Genomic DNA, 17,809 nt, shown 5'->3' with positions numbered 1-17,809 from the left:
CAAGGGGGTGGCGACGGGACGGTAAATGCGATGAGACGGGAGCGTTTTACGCGCGCCGCTCCCCGTCACAGTATGGAACACGTCACTATCCAGGGTGTCTCGGTCCCGGCCATCGGGCTCGGTACGTGGCGGATGACCGGCCCGACCTGCCGGCGCGCCGTGTCGACCGCACTCGATCTCGGCTATCGCCGGATCGACACCGCCCAGGCGTACGGCAACGAGCGTGAGGTCGGCGCGGCGATCGACACTGCCGACGTCGACCGCGAGGACGTCTTCCTCACCACCAAGCTCGATGCCGGCAATCGAGACCGTGACTCGGTTCTCGACTCCGCCCGTGAGAGTCTCGATAAACTCCGGACCGAGTACGTGGACCTCCTCCTGATCCACCAGCCGAACCCGGTGGCCGACCTCTCGGAAACCCTCGACGCGATGGACGAACTCGTCAACGACGGGGCGGTGGAGCACATCGGCGTCTCGAACTTCGGCGTCGAGCGGCTCCACGCCGCACGTGAGCACGCCGACGCGCCGATCCTCGCCGACCAGGTCCAGTACCACCCGTTCTGGGATCAGACGACGCTGCTGGATTACTGCCAGATCAACGATGTCATGCTGACGGCGTACAGCCCACTGGCCCACGGCGGCGCGGTCGACGACGACGTGCTCCGGGACGTCGGCGCGCGCTACGGCAAGACGCCCGCCCAGGTCGCGCTCCGGTGGCTGGTCCAGCAGGAGAACGTCTCGACCATCCCGAAATCCACGAGTCCCGCGCACCTCGAAGCCAACCTCCAGGTGTTCGACTTCGAACTCACCGACGCGGAGATGGACGCGATCGCGCGGCCGTCGCTCTCGCGCACCGCGTCGAGCTTCCTCCGTCAGCGTCTCCCGTTCTGAGGAGATCGGTACCGACGGACGCCGTCGTAGTTCTCAGGTGGCGTCGCGTTCGGCGTCGATCCGCTCGGCGTACGCGGTCGCGATCCGTTCGAGAATCGCCTCACCCGCTTCGGCCGTTCCTTCCCGCGGATCGCCGAGAACCCCGTTCTCGCTGATCGCATCGAACCCTTCGCTGAGCAGTCTGGATGCCGACACCTCGCCTTCGTGACCGACCGCGAGTTCGTCCGTCCGGACGAGGCCCTCGTTCACCGCGAGCACGATCGCGGTTTCGGCGGCTCCCGCGTGGATCACCGGCTCCTCGTATTCGACACCGGCCTCGCGGAGTCCTTCGTTCATCAGCCGCATGTTCTCGTCGAGATCCGCGATCGCGATCACGTTCGCATCGATCTCGCGGGCGATCTCGGGTGCGACGGTGTTGACGGGCGCGAAGTTGCCGCCGTGGGTCGGAACGAGAACGACGTGCTCGAACCCGTGCTCGTCGAGCGACTCACAGTACGATCGAACCAGATCCATCAGCGTCTCGGGCGCGATCGTGATCGTGCCGGGGAACGCCATGTGATGGCCCGAGCAGCCGGGTCGGATCGTGGGTGCGGCGAGGGCGTCGCCAAGGCGGTCGGCGATCCGCCGCGAGAGTTCGTCGCCCGCGAGCGTGTCCATGATCACCGGAAGATGTGGGCCGTGCTGTTCGACCGATCCGACGGCCACGACCGCCGTCGTGGTGCCGTCGTCGAGCGCTGCCTCGATCTCCGGCCACGTGTGCTCCGCTAGCCGGACTGACGTGCGAGAAGACATCGGCAACTACCGCCGTCACAGGCGGGAGTATTAAACGTTCGTCCGCCGATGCCGCCCCGCTCGTCCGTTCGTTCGCTCCGACTGCGGTGGCGTGCTTCGGTTTCCGACGCAAGCGCCGGAGGTTTCACCTCGTGGATCGTACCTCCGTCATGGCCACGCAACTCGGTGACGGCATCTGGTGGTTCGATCTCCGCGGCGTGAACGCGTACCTGATCGAGGACGATGTCCTCACACTGGTCGACGCCGGAACGCCGCTCGGCGCGAGGGCCATTGCGGCTGGCATCGAGGAGACGGGCCACGCCGTCGCGGATATCGAGCGCGTTCTCCTGACCCACTACGACATGGATCACGTCGGCGCACTCGACCGACTCGATGACCTCGACGCGGTCGTGCGGGCGGGTGCGGCCGACGCACGGGTGCTCACCGGGGATGCAAAGCCGCCGTGGCGCAACCACAAGGGCGCGTTCCAGCGAGCCATGGGGCCGTTCGTCGGCACGCCGGACCTCCCAGTCGCGCCGATCGACGACGGTGAGGCGGTCGGCTCGTTCACCGCTTACCACACGCCTGGCCACACCCCCGGCCACACTGCGTTCGTCAGCGAAGAGCGCTCAGCGGGGTTTCTCGGCGATCTCGTCTTCGAGAGTGCTGGCGCGCTCACCGTCTCGGCGTGGCCCATGAGCTACGACACCCGCGAGGCCGCCGCGAGCGTCCGCTCGCTCGCCGAGTGCGCGCCCGTGTTCGACGGCCTCGGAATGGGCCACGGCGTCCCGTTCGTTCGAGACGGTGACCAGCGGCTCGCGGACCTCGCGCGGTCGCTCCGGTAGGAGGGATTTTACGCTGCGGCGTCGAACCTGCTTTCGATGAGCGCTACTGACGATGGACTTCCTGGCGGCTGGACGGAGGTCGACGACACCGAAGGAAAAGCCGGACAGTACGATCCACAGCGACCGCTCCGCTACGAACACGCCGACGAAATCGAACTCGTCGTCCAGCCCACGTCACCGAACGTCGCCGACGCCGACCAGGACGTCTGGCGCGTCCGCTCGATCCGCGAGGGTGGCGACGAAACCGAAACCCTCCGCGAAGGAATCGACGGTCGCGACGATGCGATCGGTGTCGCCCGCGAGTTCATGACGGCGTACGAAGAGCGGTGCGTCGAGGGCGACGAATCGCCAACGGAGCTCGCGGCGTCGTTCTAACCCGCGAGTTCCTCGGCCACGGTATCGGGGTCCAGCAGCGCGGGATCGACGAGCAGATCCGCCTGGCCCTTCGCGAACTCGGGTAGCGATTCACGCGCGTAGACGACCACCCGGAGGTCGGCCGCGAGATCGAGCGCGACCGGGATCGAGGTCGCGTGACCGACGTCGGTCAGCACGAACAGGTCCGCCTCAGCGATTCCGCCATCCTCCAACGCCGGCCGGTTCGCCGCGCCGTCGATCCGCGCTACCGACAATCCGTGTGCTTCGAGCGCGTCGCCGAGTCCTTCAGGATCGGGGCCAGCAACGACTGCCGTCTCGACGTCGTTTTCCATCGTCATTCGTACTCGATGGTCGCGGGCGGTTTGTGGGTGACGTCGTAGACCACGCGTGCGACGTTCTCCTGAGAGCCGGTGATCCGGCTCTGGAGGCGCTGGAGGGTCTCCCAGTCGAGTTCGAGGGCACGGGCGGTCATCCCGTCACGGCTCTCGACCGCCCGGACCGAAACCACCCAGCCGTGAACTCGATTGTCGCCCTTCACGCCCGTGGCCTTGCCGATCACCGCAGCGAGCGCCTGCCACGGGTCGTACGCTTCGAGTTCCTCCTCGACCGCGTGGGTCGCCTCGCGGGCGACGTCGAGTTTCTCCTCGGTGACTTCACCGAGAACTCTGACGGCGAGGCCCGGCCCGGGGAACGGCATCCGCTCGGCCACCAGTTCGTCGAGGCCGAGCGCGCGCGCGACCTCGCGGACCTCGTCCTTGTAGAGCTCCCGGACGGGTTCGACGATCCCCTCGAAGTCCACGATGTCGGGCAGTCCGCCGACGTTGTGGTGGGATTTGATGTTCCCCTCCGACTCGATCCGGTCGGGGTAGATCGTCCCCTGAACGAGGTAGTCGGCCTCGGCATCGCGGGCCTCGCGCTCGAACTCACGGATGAACCCCTCGCCGACGATATGACGTTTCTCCTCGGGGTCCGTGACGCCGGAGAGTGCGTCGAGGAACCGCTCGTGGGCATCGACGATCCGCAGGCTGTCCATGTACGAGAACGTCTCCGCGACCTGCTCGGTCTCACCCTTGCGCATCAGACCGGTGTCGACGTACACAGGAGTAAGACGGTCGCCGAGCGCCTCGTAGGCCAGCGCGGCCGCCACCGACGAGTCGACACCACCGGAGAGCGCGATCACCGCGTTCGCGTCGCCGACCTCGTTCTCGATTTCCTCGACGGCCTCCTCGATGAAGAGTTCGGTGTCGACCATCAGGCTTCGACCTCGTCGATCGCTCTGTGGTCGTCATCTCCCATAGCGGCGTCGAGCAGCCCCACGAACGGCGGGCTCGCCCGGCCAGGCCGCGACCGGAACTCGGGGTGGAACTGGGTTCCGAAGAAGAACGGATGGTCGGTGAGTTCGAGGATCTCCATCCGGTTGTTCGCTCGGCCCGAAAAGCGAAGTCCCGCGTCCTCCAGTCGGTCGATGTACTCGGGGTTGACCTCGTAGCGGTGGCGGTGGCGTTCGGTACACGACTCACCGTAGAGGTCGGCCGCGAGCGTCCCGGACTCGATGTCGGTTTCGTGTGCGCCCAGCCGCATCGTTCCACCGAGATCCTCGACGTCGTACTGCTCGGGCAGGAGCCCGATCACCGGGTGCGACGTTTCGGCTTCCATCTCGGTCGAGTGCGCGTCGTCGAGGTCACAGACGTTTCGTGCGTACTCGATGACCGCTATCTGGAAGCCGAGACACAGCCCGAGGAAGGGGACATCGTTCTCGCGGGCGTACCGTGCAGCGGCGATCTTCTCGGTCGTTCCGCGGGTGCCGAACCCGCCCGGCACCACCACGCCGTCGGCCTCCTTCAAGCGCTGCTCGTGGGTGTTCGCCATCTCCTCGGCGTCGACCCAGAGCACCTCGACCTCGACGCCGCGTTCGAGGCCGGCGTGTTTGAGCGCCTCGTGAATCGAGAGGTACGCGTCCTCTAGGGCGTACTTCCCGACGAGCGCGATCGTCACGGTACCGGACTGTTCGCGGGTCACGAGATCGCGCCACTGACTCGTTCGCTCGTCGGCGGGCAGCGCACGCCCCGCGATCCCCAGCTCGTCCATCACGTACTCGTCGAGGCCCTCGCCCTCGACCATCAGCGGGACGTGGTAGATGTCCTCGACGTCGGGGTTCGAGAACACCGCGTCCTCGGGGACGTCACAGAACAGCGCGATCTTCTCCTTTGTTTCGGGGTCGAGCTCGTCCTCGCAGCGACCCACCACGATGTCGGGCTGGAGCCCGATCGACCGCAGCTCTTTCACGCTGTGCTGGGTCGGTTTGGTCTTCTGCTCGCCGTTTTTCGAGTACGGGACCAGCGTGACGTGGGCGAGGAGAACGTCCTCGTCGTTCTCCTCGTGGCTGAACTGCCGGATCGCCTCGTAGTAGGGGCCACCTTCGATGTCCCCGACCGTACCACCGACCTCGATCAGACAGACGTCGTGGCCCGCGGCAGCCTCCCGAACGCGGCGCTTGATGTCGTCGGTGATGTGCGGGATGATCTGGACGGTCTTGCCGAGGTAGTCACCGCTTCGCTCCTTCTCGATAACGTTCTTGTAGAGCTTTCCCGTCGTGATATTCTGGTCGAAGCTCATGTCCGCATCGAGGAAGCGCTCGTAGTTACCGAGATCGAGGTCGACCTCGCCGCCGTCGTTCAGGACGTAGACCTCGCCGTGCTGGTAGGGGTTCATCGTCCCGGCGTCGACGTTGAGATAGGGGTCGATCTTGACGGCGGTGACGTCGAAGCCGGCGTTCGCGAGCAGCCGGCCGGTGCTGGCGGCCGTGATGCCCTTTCCGAGGCCACTCATCACACCTCCGGTGACGAAAACGAATTTCGGTCCCTCGCCGGGACCGGTGTCGGGGGTTGTCGGCATATCAACGGTGCGCCAGCGGGGGACAAAATCGTTTCGGAGCCCGCGGTGCCAGCTGTGCGTCACCACTCCTCGTCGAAGAACCCGACGACCGCCGCAGCCACCTTCTCGGCCTGCCCGACGAAGAAGTGATCCGCCGGTAGCGCCGTCACGGTGATCCCCAACTCGCGGGCGCGCTCGACGACTGGCTCCCAGTCGGCGGTCGTGTCACGCTCGGCGTACAGCACTTGTGTCGGGCAGTCGATCCCGTCGAGGGCGGCCACCGCATCCGCACCCTCGCGGCCACGGTCGGGCGCGAGCGCGCTCACCGCTCGAACCCCGTCGGTCTCGGCGGCCGTACACAGCGCCATCGTCGCGCCGAAGCTGAACCCGTAGAGGCCCACAGCGTCGGCGTGTTCGCGCGCCCACCGGACGGCGTTTTTCACGTCGACTTGCTCGCCCTGCCCCTCGTCCCACTTGCCGTAGTCGAACCGGAGACACGCGACGCCCCGGTCTCCGAGCGCGTCGCTCACCGCGACGAGCCGCCGATCGGAGCGCGTTCCACCGTCCTGTGGATGGGGCGGACACGCGACGACGACTCGTTGGAGGTCCGGCTCCGTGCTCTCGTCCGACGTATCGCCGGGGTGATCGAGCGTTCCACGTACGTCCCGACCGCCAGGAACCACGACGTCCATCGTCCGGGGTTCGCGTAGGAGGTGTTTTAAGATGACGGGACTCCAACGGGCGGCATGGGTATCCTCTCGCGCGCGTCGTACGTCGTGCGGTCGAAGCTGAACGCGGTCCTCAACAGCGCCGAGGACCCGAGCGAGCAGCTCGATTACTCCTACGAACAGCTCCGCGACCAGCTCCAGGACGTCAAGGGCGGGATCGCGGACCTCACCACCCAGAAGAAACGCCTCGAGATTCAGAAGCGCCGGCTGGAGGAAAACGTCGAGAAGCACAACGACCAGGCCCGCGAGGCCGTCCGTCAGGACCGCGAGGATCTCGCGCGCCAGGCCCTCGAAAAGAAAAAGCAGAAGATGACCCAGATCGAGGACCTCGAGAGCCAGATCGCCGAACTCCAGAACACCCAGGATCAGCTCGTCGAGAAGAAAAACACCCTCCAGGGTCGGATCGAAGAGTTCCGCACGAAAAAGGAGAGCATGAAAGCGCGCTACGAGGCTGCCGAAGCGAGTACGAGAGTGTCCGAAGCGATGACTGGTGCAGGCGACGAGATGGAGGACGTGAGCCGGTCGATCGAGCGCGCGAACGAGCGGACCGAGGACATGGAAGCCCGCGCGGCGGCGATGGACGAACTCGAAGAGTCGGGTGCGTTCGAGGACGCTCTCTCGGATAAAGACCAGCTAGATCGCGAACTCGAATCGCTCAGTTCCGACAGAGAGGTCGACGCCGAACTCGAAACGCTTCAGGCCGAGATGGGGGCCGACGGTGGTTCCGAGACGGCGAGCGAGTCGGCAAGCGAGGAGGTCGAATCGGCGACCACCGAGGTCGACGCCACGAGCAACGGAGCCAACGGTGGCAGTGACGAGTCGGCCGATCCCGCGGTCGAGGCCGAGCTCGAAGAGCTCCAGAACGACGAGGACACGTAACCGAACGAGCCCCCGTCGGTAGCGGGTTCCGTTCCGAGCGGCCGCAACCACAACCTTTTGCCCGACAGCGATGGGATGGTGAGTATGGCCGAGTCGGACGCCGACCAGCCGAGCGATACGATGCGCGAGCGGGTCGGCGAGAGTCGGACGAAGCTGTGGCTGTTGCTGGACGCCGACCGGCGGGTGATCGCAACGATCCCGCTCGGACTGGTGTTCATTTCGCTCGTCGTGCTCGGCGTGCTCGATCCCGCACCGATCTCGCGAGCGCTCGTCTCGGGTGATCCCCTCGAAACCGTTTTCCAGGGCTTTCTGACCGCCATCATCACCGGCGTCACCCTCGTGGTCACGATCAACCAGCTCGTACTCTCCCAGGAGCTCGGTGCGGTCGACGACCAGCGCGAACGGATGGCGGGCGCAATGGACTTCCGCGAGGACGTCGAGACCGCGATCGAGGCCCCGATCAGTCCTCCGGAGCCATCGAGTTTCCTCCGAGCGATCATTGACGTGACGCAGACGCGCGCAAACGCGCTCGAAGAGGCCGTCTCGGAGAGTCGAGACGAGCAGTTCAAAGAACGCACCGAGGACTACGTCGACAGCCTCACCGTAAACGCCGAAACGGTCGGTAACCAGCTCGAAGACGCCCAATTCGGCACGTTCGATCTCCTGTTCGCCGCGCTCGATTACAACTACTCGTGGAAGATCTACGAGGCGCGCCGCCTCCGCAACGAACACGAGGACGCGGTGACCGACGAGACCGACGACGCCTTCGAGAGTCTCATCGAGGTACTCAAGTTCTTCGGCCCGGCACGCGAGCATTTCAAGACGCTGTACTTCGAGTGGGAACTCATCAACCTCTCGCGTGCGATGCTCTACTCGGCCGTGCCGGCGTTGGTCGTGGTCCTCTCGATGATGCTGTACGTCGCCAATCCCGGCTCGATTACCGGAACCACGTTCGGCGTCGAGAACCTCGTTTGGGTCGCAAGCGCCGCGTCGACGATCGCACTGATCCCGTTCATGCTACTGCTCTCTTTCATCCTCCGGATCGCCACGGTCGCGAAACGAACCCTCTCGATCGGACCGTTCATCCTGCGCGAGTCCGCCCGGACCGAGGACATCGCGTGGGACGAGTGACGCTCCGTCCGACGGTCTGACGTCGATCAGTCGACGTTCTCGCCCTGGTAGCTTCCGTCGTACACACCGTCGTGGTCGGCCTCGGCGAGCACGAGCTGGGCGATGCGCGCGCTGCGCTCGATCTCGATGTCGTGGTGCACCTGGAGAAGCCCCTCGCCACGCCCCTCGTACCCTGCGTCCCAGACTGCGGTGTTGAGCATGCACGAGTTGCGCATGAGCGACGACCGTGGGTGGATGAACCCGATGTGACCGTCGGGGATCCGGACGGTTTCGGCGTACCGGACGACGTACCCACCCGGTGGGAGATAGTACGGGTCGGTCGCGGTATCGGTCCCGAAATCGATGTCGTCGGCTCCTGGTCCTTCGGTGACGTGTTCGCGGCGTCGGTGGCGATCGCCGATCTCCTTGCCGTCGACGCCAATATGGCCCGGCTCGTGCTGTTCGAACACCGCTTCGAGTGTCAAGTCGACACCGTTCGGTTGGATCTGTTCGTCCGTGACCGGCGTGACGTGTTCGGCGACGAACCGCCCGCTCTCGAACATACGCCCGCTTTTTCGAGGGGGAGCAAAGAGCTATCGGAGGGATTCTGTCGCCACCACGACCACGGCTGGCGCTGTCGCTCCGTACGGCAATACTTGCGGTGTGTGGCGGTCTTTCGTGCGAAACGCACGGGATTTATACCGGTGGCCGGCGGAGTATTCGGTGCTATGGGACAAACGCTGACCGAGAAGATCCTCGATGACCATCTCGTCGAGGGCGAACTCGAAACCGGTGAGGAGATCGGGATCGACATCGACCAGGTGCTCACCCAGGACACTACTGGCACGCTGGTCTGGCTCCAGTTCGAGGCGCTCGGCCTCGACGAGGTCCAGACCGAACTCGCGGCCCAGTACTGCGACCACCAGACATACCAGTTCGACTTCAAGAACTCCGACGACCACCGTTTCCTCCGGTCGGCAGCAGGCACGTTCGGCGCGCACTTCTCCCGGCCGGGTAACGGAATCTGCCATCAGGTCCACAAGGAGCGCTTCGCCGCGCCAGGCAAGACGATGCTCGGCAGCGACTCGCACACCCCGACCCCGGGTGGGATGGGCGAGCTCGCGATCGGTTCCGGCGGTCTCGACGTGGCCGTCGCGATGGGTGGCGGCCAGTACTACATCGAGATGCCCGAGGTCGTGAACGTCCGGCTCGAAGGCGAGCTTCCCGACTGGGCCACCGCGAAGGACGTCATCCTCCACCTGCTCGGCGAACTCTCGGTCAAGGGTGGCGTCGGCAAGGTGCTCGAATACACCGGACCTGGCGTCGAGAACCTCTCGGTGCCCGAACGGACCACCATCACCAACATGGGGACCGAGCTCGGGGCGACGACCTCGATCTTCCCGACCGACGACCACACCCAGGAGTTCCTCGACCGGCTCGGCCGCGGCGACGAGCACGTCGAGATCGGACCGGACGACGACGCCGAGTACGACGACGTGATCGAGGTCGACCTCAGCGATCTCGAACCGCTCATCGCCACGCCGTCGATGCCCGACAACGTCGTTCCCGTGCGCGAGGTCGCCGGCGAGGACGTCGATCAGGTCATCATCGGCTCGTGCACCAACGGGGCCTACGAGGACATCCTGCCTGGCGCGAAGATGCTCGAAGGCCGTGAGGTCGACAAGCGCACCGAGATGATCGTCGCGCCCGGCTCGAAGCAGGCCTCCGAGCTCCTCGCGCGCGAGGGCTGGACTGCCGAAATGATGGCCGCCGGTGTCAACTTCTCCGAGGCCACCTGTGGCGCGTGCATCGGTATCGGCCACGTGCCCGCCTCCGACTCGGTCTCGCTCAGAACGTTCAACCGCAACTTCGAGGGCCGGTCGGGCATCGAGGACGACTCGGTGTACCTCTGCTCGCCGGAGGTCGCCACCGCCTCCGCGTTGGCCGGCGAGATCGTCGATCCGCGCGACCTCGCCGACGAGCTCGGCGACCTCGAGGACCCTGGCTTCGAGATGGCCGACAAATACGACGGCTCGACCGCGGACCTCATCGCGCCCGACGAGGCCGTCGACGACGGGCTCGTGAAGGGGCCGAACATCGGCGACGTCCCGCTGAAGGACCCGCTCGACGCCCACCTTCAGGGATCGGCGCTGCTCAAGATGGACGACAACATCACGACCGACCACATCATTCCGGCCACCCAGGACATCCTGATGTACCGGTCGAACATCCCCAAGCTCTCGGAGTTCACCCTCTCGCGAGTCGACGACGACTTCGCCCAGCGCGCGCTCGACGCCGACGGCGGCTTCCTCGTCGCTGGCGAGAACTACGGCCAGGGGAGTTCGCGCGAGCACGCCGCGCTCTGTCCGATGTACCTCGGCGTCGAGGGCGTCCTCGCCCAGAGCTTCGCCCGCATCCACAAGGCGAACCTCTTCAACTTCGGGCTGCTGCCCCTCGAAATCGACGAGGACACCTACGCGGACATCGAACAGGGCGACGACATCGAGATCGTCGACGATGTCGAGGAGGCCGTGCGCTCGGGCCAGGACGAGTTCACGATCCGCGTGAACGACGACTGGGAGGCCACCGGCCAGCTCGACGCCTCCGCCCGCGAGCGCGAGATCCTCGCCGACGGCGGCAAGCTCCCGCACACGAAGGCCCAGCAGGACGATAGCTCGGGCGCGGCCCCCGCGGACGACTAGCGACTTTTTTACTTTGCTACGAGACGGCGAAGCCGTCTCGGCATGACGAAAGGCGCTTCGCGCCTTTCGAACCACGTCGGGTGTCCTCGCGCGCCTGCGGCGCGCTGCGGGCACCACTCCTCGCAAAAACCTCGACTAAAATACCCGCTCACTCGCGCTCCGCGCTCGTTCGCGGTAGGATTACTGGCGCTTTCCGCGACCGCCCCGCCACCGCAATAGCACCGCGAAACCCTCGCTCGCTCCGTTCACTCGCCCTTCATCCACCAGGAGAGCAAACTCTCCTGAACCCTGCGTTCGCGCTGCGAACGCAGGACGCCAGGACTGAAACCGCACCGCCCAGCGGTCACAGCCGTTCAGAAGGACGAACAGTACGGCAGACTACTGTCAGAACGCTCTGCATTGCACTACCGATTCACGATACGTTAGGTCAAATCATCAAAGCTTTAGCCGCCGAAATCAACTTCGATGGCACATGATCGCACTAGCTCTCGTCCCACTTCAACCGGGCCTCGGTGTAGTGTATGGACTCCTCCCAGTTATTCTACCTCTTGTCGCGTTCTACTTCCTCTGGAGTATTTGGAAGAACACCCGTCAGATAGCAGCCGATGTCGAACGCATCAGAGAAGTTGCCGAGGATCAGGAACCGAACAAGCGACGCTAAGGCACATTCTCTGTGCGAGAACGGGACGAAACCGCTACTCGTCGGACCGATCGCTGTAGGCGGCGTACCGGAGGAGATTCAGGCTCCACTCCTCGGGGAGTTCGGCGACGAGTTCGTTGACGCCCGTCTGTTCGTACTCCTCATCGAGCACGGCGGCGACGTGATCGGCCGCTTTCCCGTACGCGACACTCTTGCCCTCGGCTTCGCCGGCCTCGCGGTCGGTCCAGTCCTCTTGATTCTCGATGGCATCGAGCTTGTGCATCCCACTGAGAACGCGCAGCCGCAGCCGAATGTTCTCCAAGTCCTCGCGATCTGCCTCGTCGAGCATGGGGTTGGGTTGTGCGCTCCGGAGTATAAACGGACCGTCGTGACCGCGGGCTCAGGAAAAGTACGTATCGCGGATCGTCTCCGCGAACAGGGCGTCGCGGTCGAGCGCGAGCGCGACGAGTACGAACGGGTGCTCGGCTGGCCGGATGACGAAGGCCGCGTACGGTGGCTCTGAACCCTCGCCGAGCCGGTCGATCAAGGGTTCGAGCGGCGTGACCCCATCCCGGAACTCACCGTAAAGGTCGCGCTGGCCTGCCTGCTCCGCGAACGTGTAGACAACACCGTTTTCCTCGCCGTCGGTGTCCTGGGTCACTCGAGAGTTCATCGCCGCACCCTCGCGCCGCGCTTCGTTCCACGTCTCGCGCGCGACCTCGAAGATATCGGTCGCGCCGTCGGCGAACTCGATCGTAGTCCGGGTATCGATCGCGAGGTCGGCGAACCGTGGCGCGCCGTCGTCCCACGACAGCGTCGCGTCGATCCGATTTCCGGGTTCCAGCTCCGCGACCGCTTCGCCGAGGTCGCCCTCGTAGCCTACGGTCGTGACGTAGGTCGGGTCCTGGCTCTCGACGTCGAGCAGAAGCAACTCGTCGGGACCACGGGTGCTGTCGAGCACGCGGTAGGTCCCGGCCGTGGTCGGCTGCATACCCGTCATCGCTTCGCCGCGGGTAAATCCCTGTCACCTGAACGGCTTTGAGTCTCCCGTCCGTAACGAGTGCATGCGCATCGTCACGCTGCTGCCCTCGGCGACCGAGATCGTCTACGCGCTGGGGCTCGAACCCGTCGGGACCTCTCACGAGTGCGACTACCCGCCCGACGCCGCCACGAAGCCCGCGGTCAACCGCTCGCGAGTCGACGCCGAAGCGTCGAGCGCCGAGATCGACAGCCAAGTCCTCGAAGCCGAGGATGGTGACGGGGTGTACGACATCGATCTCGATACACTCGACCGACTCGATCCCGACCTCGTTATCTCACAGGGGATCTGTGACGTCTGCGCGGTGGATTCGGTGCTCGTCCGAGAGGCGGTCGAGAAGTTGGCCCTCGACTGTGAGGTGCTGACGACCGATCCTCACAGTCTGGGTGACGTCTTCGCTGACATCCGACGGATCGGCGACGCGACCGGGACTCGGGAACGGGCCGACGAACTCGTCGCCGACCTCGAAGCGCGCGTCGATACCGTCGCAGCCACCGTCGAGAAGGCCGACGAACGCCCGCGCGTGGCAGTCCTCGACTGGACCGATCCCGTGATGACCGCCGGCCACTGGGTGCCCGAAATGGTCGAACTGGCTGGTGGTTCGTACGGTCTCGCGGAGCCAGGCGACGCCTCCCGACCCCGCGAGTGGGACGCGATCCGCGAGTACGACCCCGAAGTGCTCGTAGTCGCGCCTTGCGGGTTCGACCTCGACCAGACCGCCGAAAACCTCGCGGATCTGACCGACCGCGAGGGCTGGGACGATCTCACCGCAGTGCTCGAGGGCCGAGCGTACGCGCTCGACGGCCACCAGTTCATGAACCGGCCAGGGCCCCGGCTCGTCGACTCGCTCGAACACCTCGCGGGGCTCGTCCATCCCGACCTGTTCGATTCGCCACCCGCCGAGGCTGCCCGCCCGCTCCGGACGCTCCGGGGCGAGCCCACGGTCGAACTCTGACGTCGGACGCGGCGTCCGACTCAGGTCGACGCGATCGCACAGGAGTCGGTGTACTCGACTTCGCCGACTGACTCGATCCCTCCCTCGCCACACACCGGACAGTCGGGGTTCGGTGCGATCGGCACCTCCTCGAAGTTCATGTCCATCGCGTCGTAGACCAGCAGCCGACCGTCGAGGGTTTCACCCACGTCGATCAGGTGTTTCGCGGCCTCGGTCGCCTGGATCGATCCCACCACCCCGGGGAGCGCGCCGAGCACGCCGACGGTCGCACAGTCGGGAACCGTGCCCTCGGGTGGCGCTTCGGGGAACAGACACCGATAGCATGGCGATCCTTGGGTGAAGGTCGTGACCTGTCCTTCGAAGCGATAGATCGCGCCGTGGCTGAAGGGAACGCCGGCGAGCGTGCAGGCGTCGTTCACGAGATACCTGGTGCGGAAGTTGTCCGATCCGTCGACCACGAAGTCGTAATCGGCAACGAGATCCGCGACCGTTTCGGAGCCGACGCGCAGGTCGTGAGTCGTGATCTCGATATCGGGATTCAGCCGCTCGACGAAGTCGGCGGCGCTGTCGACTTTCTTCCGGCCGACGTCGCTGTCGCCGTGGACGACCTGACGCTGGAGGTTCGATCGCTCCACCACGTCGTCGTCGGCGATCCCGAGTTCGCCGACGCCCGCGGCGGCGAGGTACTGGATCGCGGGCGAGCCGAGGCCGCCCGCACCGACCACGAGCACACGGGCGTCGAGCAACGCCGCTTGACCCGCCGGACCGATCTCGTCCATGATGACGTGGCGGGAGTACCGGTCGAGCTGCGTGGGATCGAGGCCGGGACCGTTCATACGGGATGTTGGCGGCGAACCGAATAAACCCGCGGGTGTGGCGGATTGCGGGCAGTGTAACCCCTGATCGGGAAACCTAATTACGGCTGCCGGTCCGTCGGATCGATCTCCACATTTATGTGCCCCGACTCTGTACGGTGGCTCGTATGCGAACGAGCACACTCACTGTTGCCCTCCTATCGGCGCTGCTGGTGGCAAGTGCCGGTATGGCGGGTGCGCTCACCACGAACGGTCTCCAGCCACAGGAATCACCGACGAACACCACGACGGGCGGTGGCGACGCGGCAACCGACGGGAGCCCGAGCGTCACGTTCGATGATCAAGAAAGTAGCGGCGAGTCGCTCCTCGTCGCGTCGGCGACCCTTCCCCGACAGGGCTTCGTCGCCATCTACGACAGCAGCCAGTCGGGTAATCAAACGGATCAGGTCATCGGTGCGTCGTACCTGCTCGAACCTGGCACGTCCGACAACATCCGGATCGCACTCGACGAATCCCTCGACAGCTCGGCGTCGCTGACTGCGGTCGTGCACGCTGATACCAACGAGAACGGCGAGTTCGACTACGTCTCATCGGATGGTCAGGAGGACACGGCGCTCACACCCGAAGGCGATCGACGAATCGTCGACATCGCTCAGGTCACCGTCGAGAACGCTGCCGGCACGAACGACAGCGCTGCCGACGGGTCGAACACGACCACAGCGCCCTCCGACGACGAGGCTGCAAACGCCACGACCGACGAAACGACTGCCGATGGGATGACGACTGCCGACGAGACGAGTGCCGAGGAAACGACTGCCGACGAGACGAGTGCCGAGGAAACGACAGCCGAAGAGACAGCTGCCGAGGAGACGGCCGCTGACGACGCCGCCGAAGCGACCGATGCGGCGGACGGAGCGGCCGCGAACGACACGAACGGTTCCGGCGATTCGGGCAGTAGCGGTGCGTTCGGGCCCGGGTTCGGTCCCGTGGTTGCCGTCATCGCACTGCTCGCGGCCGCGTTGCTCGCAGGCCGACGGCGCGAGTAACGTCCACGAACCGTCCCGAACTTTTTCTTCACACCGACGTAGCGTTCGAGTCCATCGGACAGCCAACCGCTCAGTAAACGACTTCATGAACGACCGAAAGACGCTCTGACGGTGCCGGTGTTTCGTCGGTCGAACGCGTTTCAGTCGCCCGGATACGCCTGCTCGAACGGCCGCGGCGGCAGTCGGAGCTCTTCGAGTTCGGGGAGGTGTTTGACGTTGTAGAGCACCTGCATCTCGTCGGTGACCGGGATACCGTTACACGACAGCCGGATGTCCTGATCGATCATCTCCGGCGGGAGGATGTTGTTGACCGGCATCGAGAGCTCGCCCTCCTTGACGATGACCGCACAGTTCGCACACGCACCGCCACGGCAGGCGAAGGGCCACATGAATCCTCGATTCTCGGCGGCTTCGAGCAGTGATTCGTGGGGTTCGACGAGGAACTCGCCGTAGTCCTCGTGATCGAGATCGCCCGCTGCGGCCTTGCCGAACAGATCGTCGTCGTCGAGGTCCCAGCCGTGATCGTCGAGCACCGCGTAGTTGAGATACTCGACCCGCGAGCCAGCCTGCTCGTAGCTCTCCTCGTCTTCGAGTTCTGGCTCGGTATCGACCTCGGGCTCGTAGCCCGCCTGGAGCTGCTTGTACGCCGTCCGGACTCGCTGAAACTCCTCGGGGGAGCCGCCGTGGTCCGGGTGGGCCTCGATTACGCGCTCGCGATAGGCCTGCTCGATCGCCTCCTCGCTTGCCTCGGGATCGACTCGGAGGACATCGAACGGGGACGCCACATCGAAAGGAGGGGCTCGGGATCGAAAAGGGTTCTCAATCGGGAAAGCGCCGTCATCGCGGATCCGTCTTCTGACCCCTCTCGACGACGGTGTTGGTCGTACAGTTACTCCGCCTCGATACCCAGCCCGGGATACCACCGATCGGCTCCGGCCTCGCGCGCCCGCTCGTCCATCTTGGCGAGCAGCGCGGTGGCGAGACTCGCGGTTTCGGCGGCACGGGTCTCACCCTCGGTCCGGAACTCGCCGGTGACGCGGTTGGCGTAGACCGTACAGACCGCGCCGGCGCGGAGGCCGTAGAGGTTCGCGAGGGTGCAGATCGTGCTCGCCTCCATCTCGATATTGAGGACGTTGGCCTCCCGAAGATTCTCGACGAGTTCGTCGCTGCCGGCGGCCTCGAATCCCTCGAAGCCCGGCCGGCCCTGCCCCGCATAAAAGCTGTCGGTGCTCGCGGTCACGCCGACGTGGTAGTCGTAATCGAGGCGCTCGGCCGCCGCGACCAGCGCCGCCACTACGCGGTCGTCCGCCGCCGCGGGGTAGTCCTCGCGAACGTACTCCTCGCTGGTTCCCTCCTGGCGAACGGCTCCCGAGGTGATGACGAGATCGCCCACATCCATTCCGGGCTGGATCGCGCCACAGGAGCCCACTCGGAGAAAGGTGTCAACGCCGACGCGGGCGAGCTCCTCGACCGCGATCGCCGCCGAGGGGCTGCCGATTCCCGTCGAGGTAGTGCTGATCGGCGTTCCCCGGTGCTCGCCGGTCGCAGTGCGATACTCGCGGTGTTCGGCCACGGTCTCCGCGTCGTCCCACACGCCGGTGATCTTCGGGATGCGCTCGGGGTCGCCAGGCAGGAGTACGGTGTCTGCGACATCGCCCTCGCCGACGCCGAGGTGGTACTGGACCTCGTCGTTTGGGTCCTCGCTGTCGCCGGTCATCGTCCCAGAGTCTCGGCGGTGATCGCGTCCGGAAGGAGGTCGCCGAGGCGATACTCGGCGAGTTCGCTCTCCTCGTCACAGAGCACGCGAAAGTCGTCGTCGCAGAACTCGGTGAAGGTCTGACGGCACATCCCGCAGGGGAGCACGCCGTCGCGCTCGCTCGACGTCACCGCAACCTGTGCGAACGCGTCGTGACCGTTTTTGATGGCCTCGGCGATCGCCACTTCCTCGGCGTGGAGGCTGTTCGAGTAGTTCGCGTTCTCGATGTTGCAGCCTGTGAACACCGTTCCGTCGGCGGTTTCGAGCGCCGCGCCGACGCGATACTCCGAGTACGGGACGTGGGCGTTCGCCGTGGCCTCGCGGGCGGCCGCGACGAGGTCTGCGTCGTCCATGTTCGTCGTCACCCGTGCAGCGTGAAATAG

The 17,809-nt window shown here is 65.5% G+C and carries 21 protein-coding genes; 9 read left to right on the top strand and 12 right to left on the bottom strand.

The genetic code is table 11. The features are described 5' to 3' along the window. Positions 1-72: 72 nt before the first annotated feature. The gene (locus C449_RS10935) at positions 73-891 is read left to right on the top strand and encodes an aldo/keto reductase (protein WP_006078080.1); all 819 of its coding nucleotides are present in this window, start codon (positions 73-75) and stop codon (positions 889-891) included. A 33-nt stretch (positions 892-924) separates the two neighbouring features. On the opposite strand, the gene C449_RS10930 is transcribed toward C449_RS10935, so the two are convergent. Further along, a complete protein-coding gene (locus C449_RS10930; protein WP_006078079.1) occupies positions 925-1,683 on the bottom strand; it encodes a creatininase family protein in 759 nt (252 codons plus the stop codon). Between the two features lie 149 nt (positions 1,684-1,832). Here C449_RS10930 and C449_RS10925 point away from each other — a divergent pair, with 149 nt between their 5' ends. Continuing rightward, complete coding sequence (locus C449_RS10925; protein WP_006078078.1) at positions 1,833-2,507, top strand: MBL fold metallo-hydrolase; 675 nt, start codon at positions 1,833-1,835, stop codon at positions 2,505-2,507. 36 nt (positions 2,508-2,543) lie between these two features. Continuing rightward, positions 2,544-2,882, top strand: a complete 339-nt coding sequence (locus C449_RS10920) for a hypothetical protein (RefSeq protein WP_006078077.1) — start codon at positions 2,544-2,546, stop codon at positions 2,880-2,882. On the opposite strand, the gene C449_RS10915 is transcribed toward C449_RS10920, so the two are convergent. From C449_RS10915 to C449_RS10900, 4 genes are read right to left on the bottom strand one after another with little or no spacing between them, the layout of a single operon-like run. After that, complete coding sequence (locus C449_RS10915; protein WP_006078076.1) at positions 2,879-3,220, bottom strand: DUF7126 family protein; 342 nt, start codon at positions 3,218-3,220, stop codon at positions 2,879-2,881. The two genes, C449_RS10920 and C449_RS10915, sit on opposite strands and share 4 nt — an antisense overlap. After that, positions 3,217-4,134, bottom strand: coding sequence for a glutamine-hydrolyzing GMP synthase (gene guaA, locus C449_RS10910; RefSeq protein WP_006078075.1), 918 nt, complete (start codon positions 4,132-4,134; stop codon positions 3,217-3,219). Before guaA ends, C449_RS10915 begins: the two co-directional genes overlap by 4 nt. Continuing rightward, positions 4,134-5,777: a CTP synthase gene (locus C449_RS10905; protein ID WP_006078074.1), complete on the bottom strand. Its 1,644-nt coding sequence runs from the start codon at positions 5,775-5,777 to the stop codon at positions 4,134-4,136. The genes guaA and C449_RS10905 overlap by 1 nt, the downstream gene beginning before the upstream one ends. Before the next feature lie 59 nt (positions 5,778-5,836). After that, positions 5,837-6,448 (bottom strand): alpha/beta hydrolase, encoded by a 612-nt coding sequence (locus tag C449_RS10900; RefSeq protein WP_006078073.1) that lies wholly within the window; start codon positions 6,446-6,448, stop codon positions 5,837-5,839. Positions 6,449-6,502: 54 nt separating this feature from the next. On the opposite strand from C449_RS10900, the gene C449_RS10895 reads away from it, so the two are divergent. Together C449_RS10895 and C449_RS10890 are read left to right on the top strand one after the other, a co-directional pair. Next, positions 6,503-7,363, top strand: coding sequence for a PspA/IM30 family protein (locus C449_RS10895; protein ID WP_006078072.1), 861 nt, complete (start codon positions 6,503-6,505; stop codon positions 7,361-7,363). Positions 7,364-7,447: 84 nt separating this feature from the next. After that, positions 7,448-8,494 (top strand): hypothetical protein, encoded by a 1,047-nt coding sequence (locus C449_RS10890; protein ID WP_006078071.1) that lies wholly within the window; start codon positions 7,448-7,450, stop codon positions 8,492-8,494. A 26-nt stretch (positions 8,495-8,520) separates the two neighbouring features. On the opposite strand, the gene C449_RS10885 is transcribed toward C449_RS10890, so the two are convergent. Further along, positions 8,521-9,036, bottom strand: coding sequence for a deoxyuridine 5'-triphosphate nucleotidohydrolase (locus tag C449_RS10885; protein WP_006078070.1), 516 nt, complete (start codon positions 9,034-9,036; stop codon positions 8,521-8,523). 165 nt (positions 9,037-9,201) lie between these two features. On the opposite strand from C449_RS10885, the gene C449_RS10880 reads away from it, so the two are divergent. After that, complete coding sequence (locus tag C449_RS10880) at positions 9,202-11,175, top strand: aconitate hydratase (protein ID WP_006078069.1); 1,974 nt, start codon at positions 9,202-9,204, stop codon at positions 11,173-11,175. A gap of 472 nt (positions 11,176-11,647) precedes the next feature. Next, positions 11,648-11,836: a hypothetical protein gene (locus C449_RS10875; protein WP_006078068.1), complete on the top strand. Its 189-nt coding sequence runs from the start codon at positions 11,648-11,650 to the stop codon at positions 11,834-11,836. A gap of 34 nt (positions 11,837-11,870) precedes the next feature. Here the strand turns inward: C449_RS10875 and C449_RS10870 are convergent, their stop codons facing one another. Both C449_RS10870 and C449_RS10865 read right to left on the bottom strand, forming a co-directional pair. Beyond that, positions 11,871-12,164, bottom strand: a complete 294-nt coding sequence (locus C449_RS10870) for a hypothetical protein (RefSeq protein ID WP_006078067.1) — start codon at positions 12,162-12,164, stop codon at positions 11,871-11,873. A 51-nt stretch (positions 12,165-12,215) separates the two neighbouring features. Continuing rightward, positions 12,216-12,806: a DUF6663 family protein gene (locus C449_RS10865; protein WP_006078066.1), complete on the bottom strand. Its 591-nt coding sequence runs from the start codon at positions 12,804-12,806 to the stop codon at positions 12,216-12,218. 73 nt (positions 12,807-12,879) lie between these two features. On the opposite strand from C449_RS10865, the gene C449_RS10860 reads away from it, so the two are divergent. Next, positions 12,880-13,809: a cobalamin-binding protein gene (locus C449_RS10860; RefSeq protein ID WP_006078065.1), complete on the top strand. Its 930-nt coding sequence runs from the start codon at positions 12,880-12,882 to the stop codon at positions 13,807-13,809. 20 nt (positions 13,810-13,829) lie between these two features. Here the strand turns inward: C449_RS10860 and ubaA are convergent, their stop codons facing one another. Beyond that, complete coding sequence (gene ubaA, locus C449_RS10855) at positions 13,830-14,645, bottom strand: SAMP-activating enzyme E1 (RefSeq protein WP_006078064.1); 816 nt, start codon at positions 14,643-14,645, stop codon at positions 13,830-13,832. A 146-nt stretch (positions 14,646-14,791) separates the two neighbouring features. Here ubaA and C449_RS10850 point away from each other — a divergent pair, with 146 nt between their 5' ends. After that, entirely contained in the window at positions 14,792-15,670 is an 879-nt protein-coding gene (locus C449_RS10850) for a DUF7282 domain-containing protein (protein WP_049914086.1), read from the top strand. Positions 15,671-15,810: 140 nt separating this feature from the next. Here C449_RS10850 and fer read toward each other — a convergent pair whose 3' ends face one another. From fer to cdd, 3 genes are all read right to left on the bottom strand, one after another. Beyond that, entirely contained in the window at positions 15,811-16,455 is a 645-nt protein-coding gene (gene fer / locus C449_RS18845; protein WP_006078062.1) for a ferredoxin Fer, read from the bottom strand. A gap of 104 nt (positions 16,456-16,559) precedes the next feature. Beyond that, entirely contained in the window at positions 16,560-17,387 is an 828-nt protein-coding gene (locus C449_RS10840) for a nucleoside phosphorylase (protein ID WP_006078061.1), read from the bottom strand. Next, complete coding sequence (cdd, locus tag C449_RS10835; protein WP_006078060.1) at positions 17,384-17,779, bottom strand: cytidine deaminase; 396 nt, start codon at positions 17,777-17,779, stop codon at positions 17,384-17,386. The genes C449_RS10840 and cdd overlap by 4 nt, the downstream gene beginning before the upstream one ends. Between the last annotated feature and the right edge of the window lie 30 nt (positions 17,780-17,809).

Origin of the sequence: Halococcus saccharolyticus DSM 5350 (assembly GCF_000336915.1) — an archaeon.
Lineage (GTDB): Archaea > Halobacteriota > Halobacteria > Halobacteriales > Halococcaceae > Halococcus > Halococcus saccharolyticus.
The sequence above is the reverse complement of the archived record's forward strand: the minus strand, read 5'-3'. Positions and strand labels throughout refer to the sequence as shown.

What these genes read in the sequence shown, in the direction of transcription:
- C449_RS10935 (WP_006078080.1), top strand. Translation starts at nt 73, where the DNA reads ATGGAACACGTCACTATCCAGGGTGTCTCGGTCCCGGCCATCGGGCTC.
- C449_RS10930 (WP_006078079.1), bottom strand. Translation starts at nt 1,683, where the DNA reads ATGTCTTCTCGCACGTCAGTCCGGCTAGCGGAGCACACGTGGCCGGAG.
- C449_RS10925 (WP_006078078.1), top strand. Translation starts at nt 1,833, where the DNA reads ATGGCCACGCAACTCGGTGACGGCATCTGGTGGTTCGATCTCCGCGGC.
- C449_RS10920 (WP_006078077.1), top strand. Translation starts at nt 2,544, where the DNA reads ATGAGCGCTACTGACGATGGACTTCCTGGCGGCTGGACGGAGGTCGAC.
- C449_RS10915 (WP_006078076.1), bottom strand. Translation starts at nt 3,220, where the DNA reads ATGACGATGGAAAACGACGTCGAGACGGCAGTCGTTGCTGGCCCCGAT.
- guaA (WP_006078075.1), bottom strand. Translation starts at nt 4,134, where the DNA reads ATGGTCGACACCGAACTCTTCATCGAGGAGGCCGTCGAGGAAATCGAG.
- C449_RS10905 (WP_006078074.1), bottom strand. Translation starts at nt 5,777, where the DNA reads ATGCCGACAACCCCCGACACCGGTCCCGGCGAGGGACCGAAATTCGTT.
- C449_RS10900 (WP_006078073.1), bottom strand. Translation starts at nt 6,448, where the DNA reads ATGGACGTCGTGGTTCCTGGCGGTCGGGACGTACGTGGAACGCTCGAT.
- C449_RS10895 (WP_006078072.1), top strand. Translation starts at nt 6,503, where the DNA reads ATGGGTATCCTCTCGCGCGCGTCGTACGTCGTGCGGTCGAAGCTGAAC.
- C449_RS10890 (WP_006078071.1), top strand. Translation starts at nt 7,448, where the DNA reads ATGGCCGAGTCGGACGCCGACCAGCCGAGCGATACGATGCGCGAGCGG.
- C449_RS10885 (WP_006078070.1), bottom strand. Translation starts at nt 9,036, where the DNA reads ATGTTCGAGAGCGGGCGGTTCGTCGCCGAACACGTCACGCCGGTCACG.
- C449_RS10880 (WP_006078069.1), top strand. Translation starts at nt 9,202, where the DNA reads ATGGGACAAACGCTGACCGAGAAGATCCTCGATGACCATCTCGTCGAG.
- C449_RS10875 (WP_006078068.1), top strand. Translation starts at nt 11,648, where the DNA reads ATGATCGCACTAGCTCTCGTCCCACTTCAACCGGGCCTCGGTGTAGTG.
- C449_RS10870 (WP_006078067.1), bottom strand. Translation starts at nt 12,164, where the DNA reads ATGCTCGACGAGGCAGATCGCGAGGACTTGGAGAACATTCGGCTGCGG.
- C449_RS10865 (WP_006078066.1), bottom strand. Translation starts at nt 12,806, where the DNA reads ATGCAGCCGACCACGGCCGGGACCTACCGCGTGCTCGACAGCACCCGT.
- C449_RS10860 (WP_006078065.1), top strand. Translation starts at nt 12,880, where the DNA reads ATGCGCATCGTCACGCTGCTGCCCTCGGCGACCGAGATCGTCTACGCG.
- ubaA (WP_006078064.1), bottom strand. Translation starts at nt 14,645, where the DNA reads ATGAACGGTCCCGGCCTCGATCCCACGCAGCTCGACCGGTACTCCCGC.
- C449_RS10850 (WP_049914086.1), top strand. Translation starts at nt 14,792, where the DNA reads ATGCGAACGAGCACACTCACTGTTGCCCTCCTATCGGCGCTGCTGGTG.
- C449_RS10840 (WP_006078061.1), bottom strand. Translation starts at nt 17,387, where the DNA reads ATGACCGGCGACAGCGAGGACCCAAACGACGAGGTCCAGTACCACCTC.
- cdd (WP_006078060.1), bottom strand. Translation starts at nt 17,779, where the DNA reads ATGGACGACGCAGACCTCGTCGCGGCCGCCCGCGAGGCCACGGCGAAC.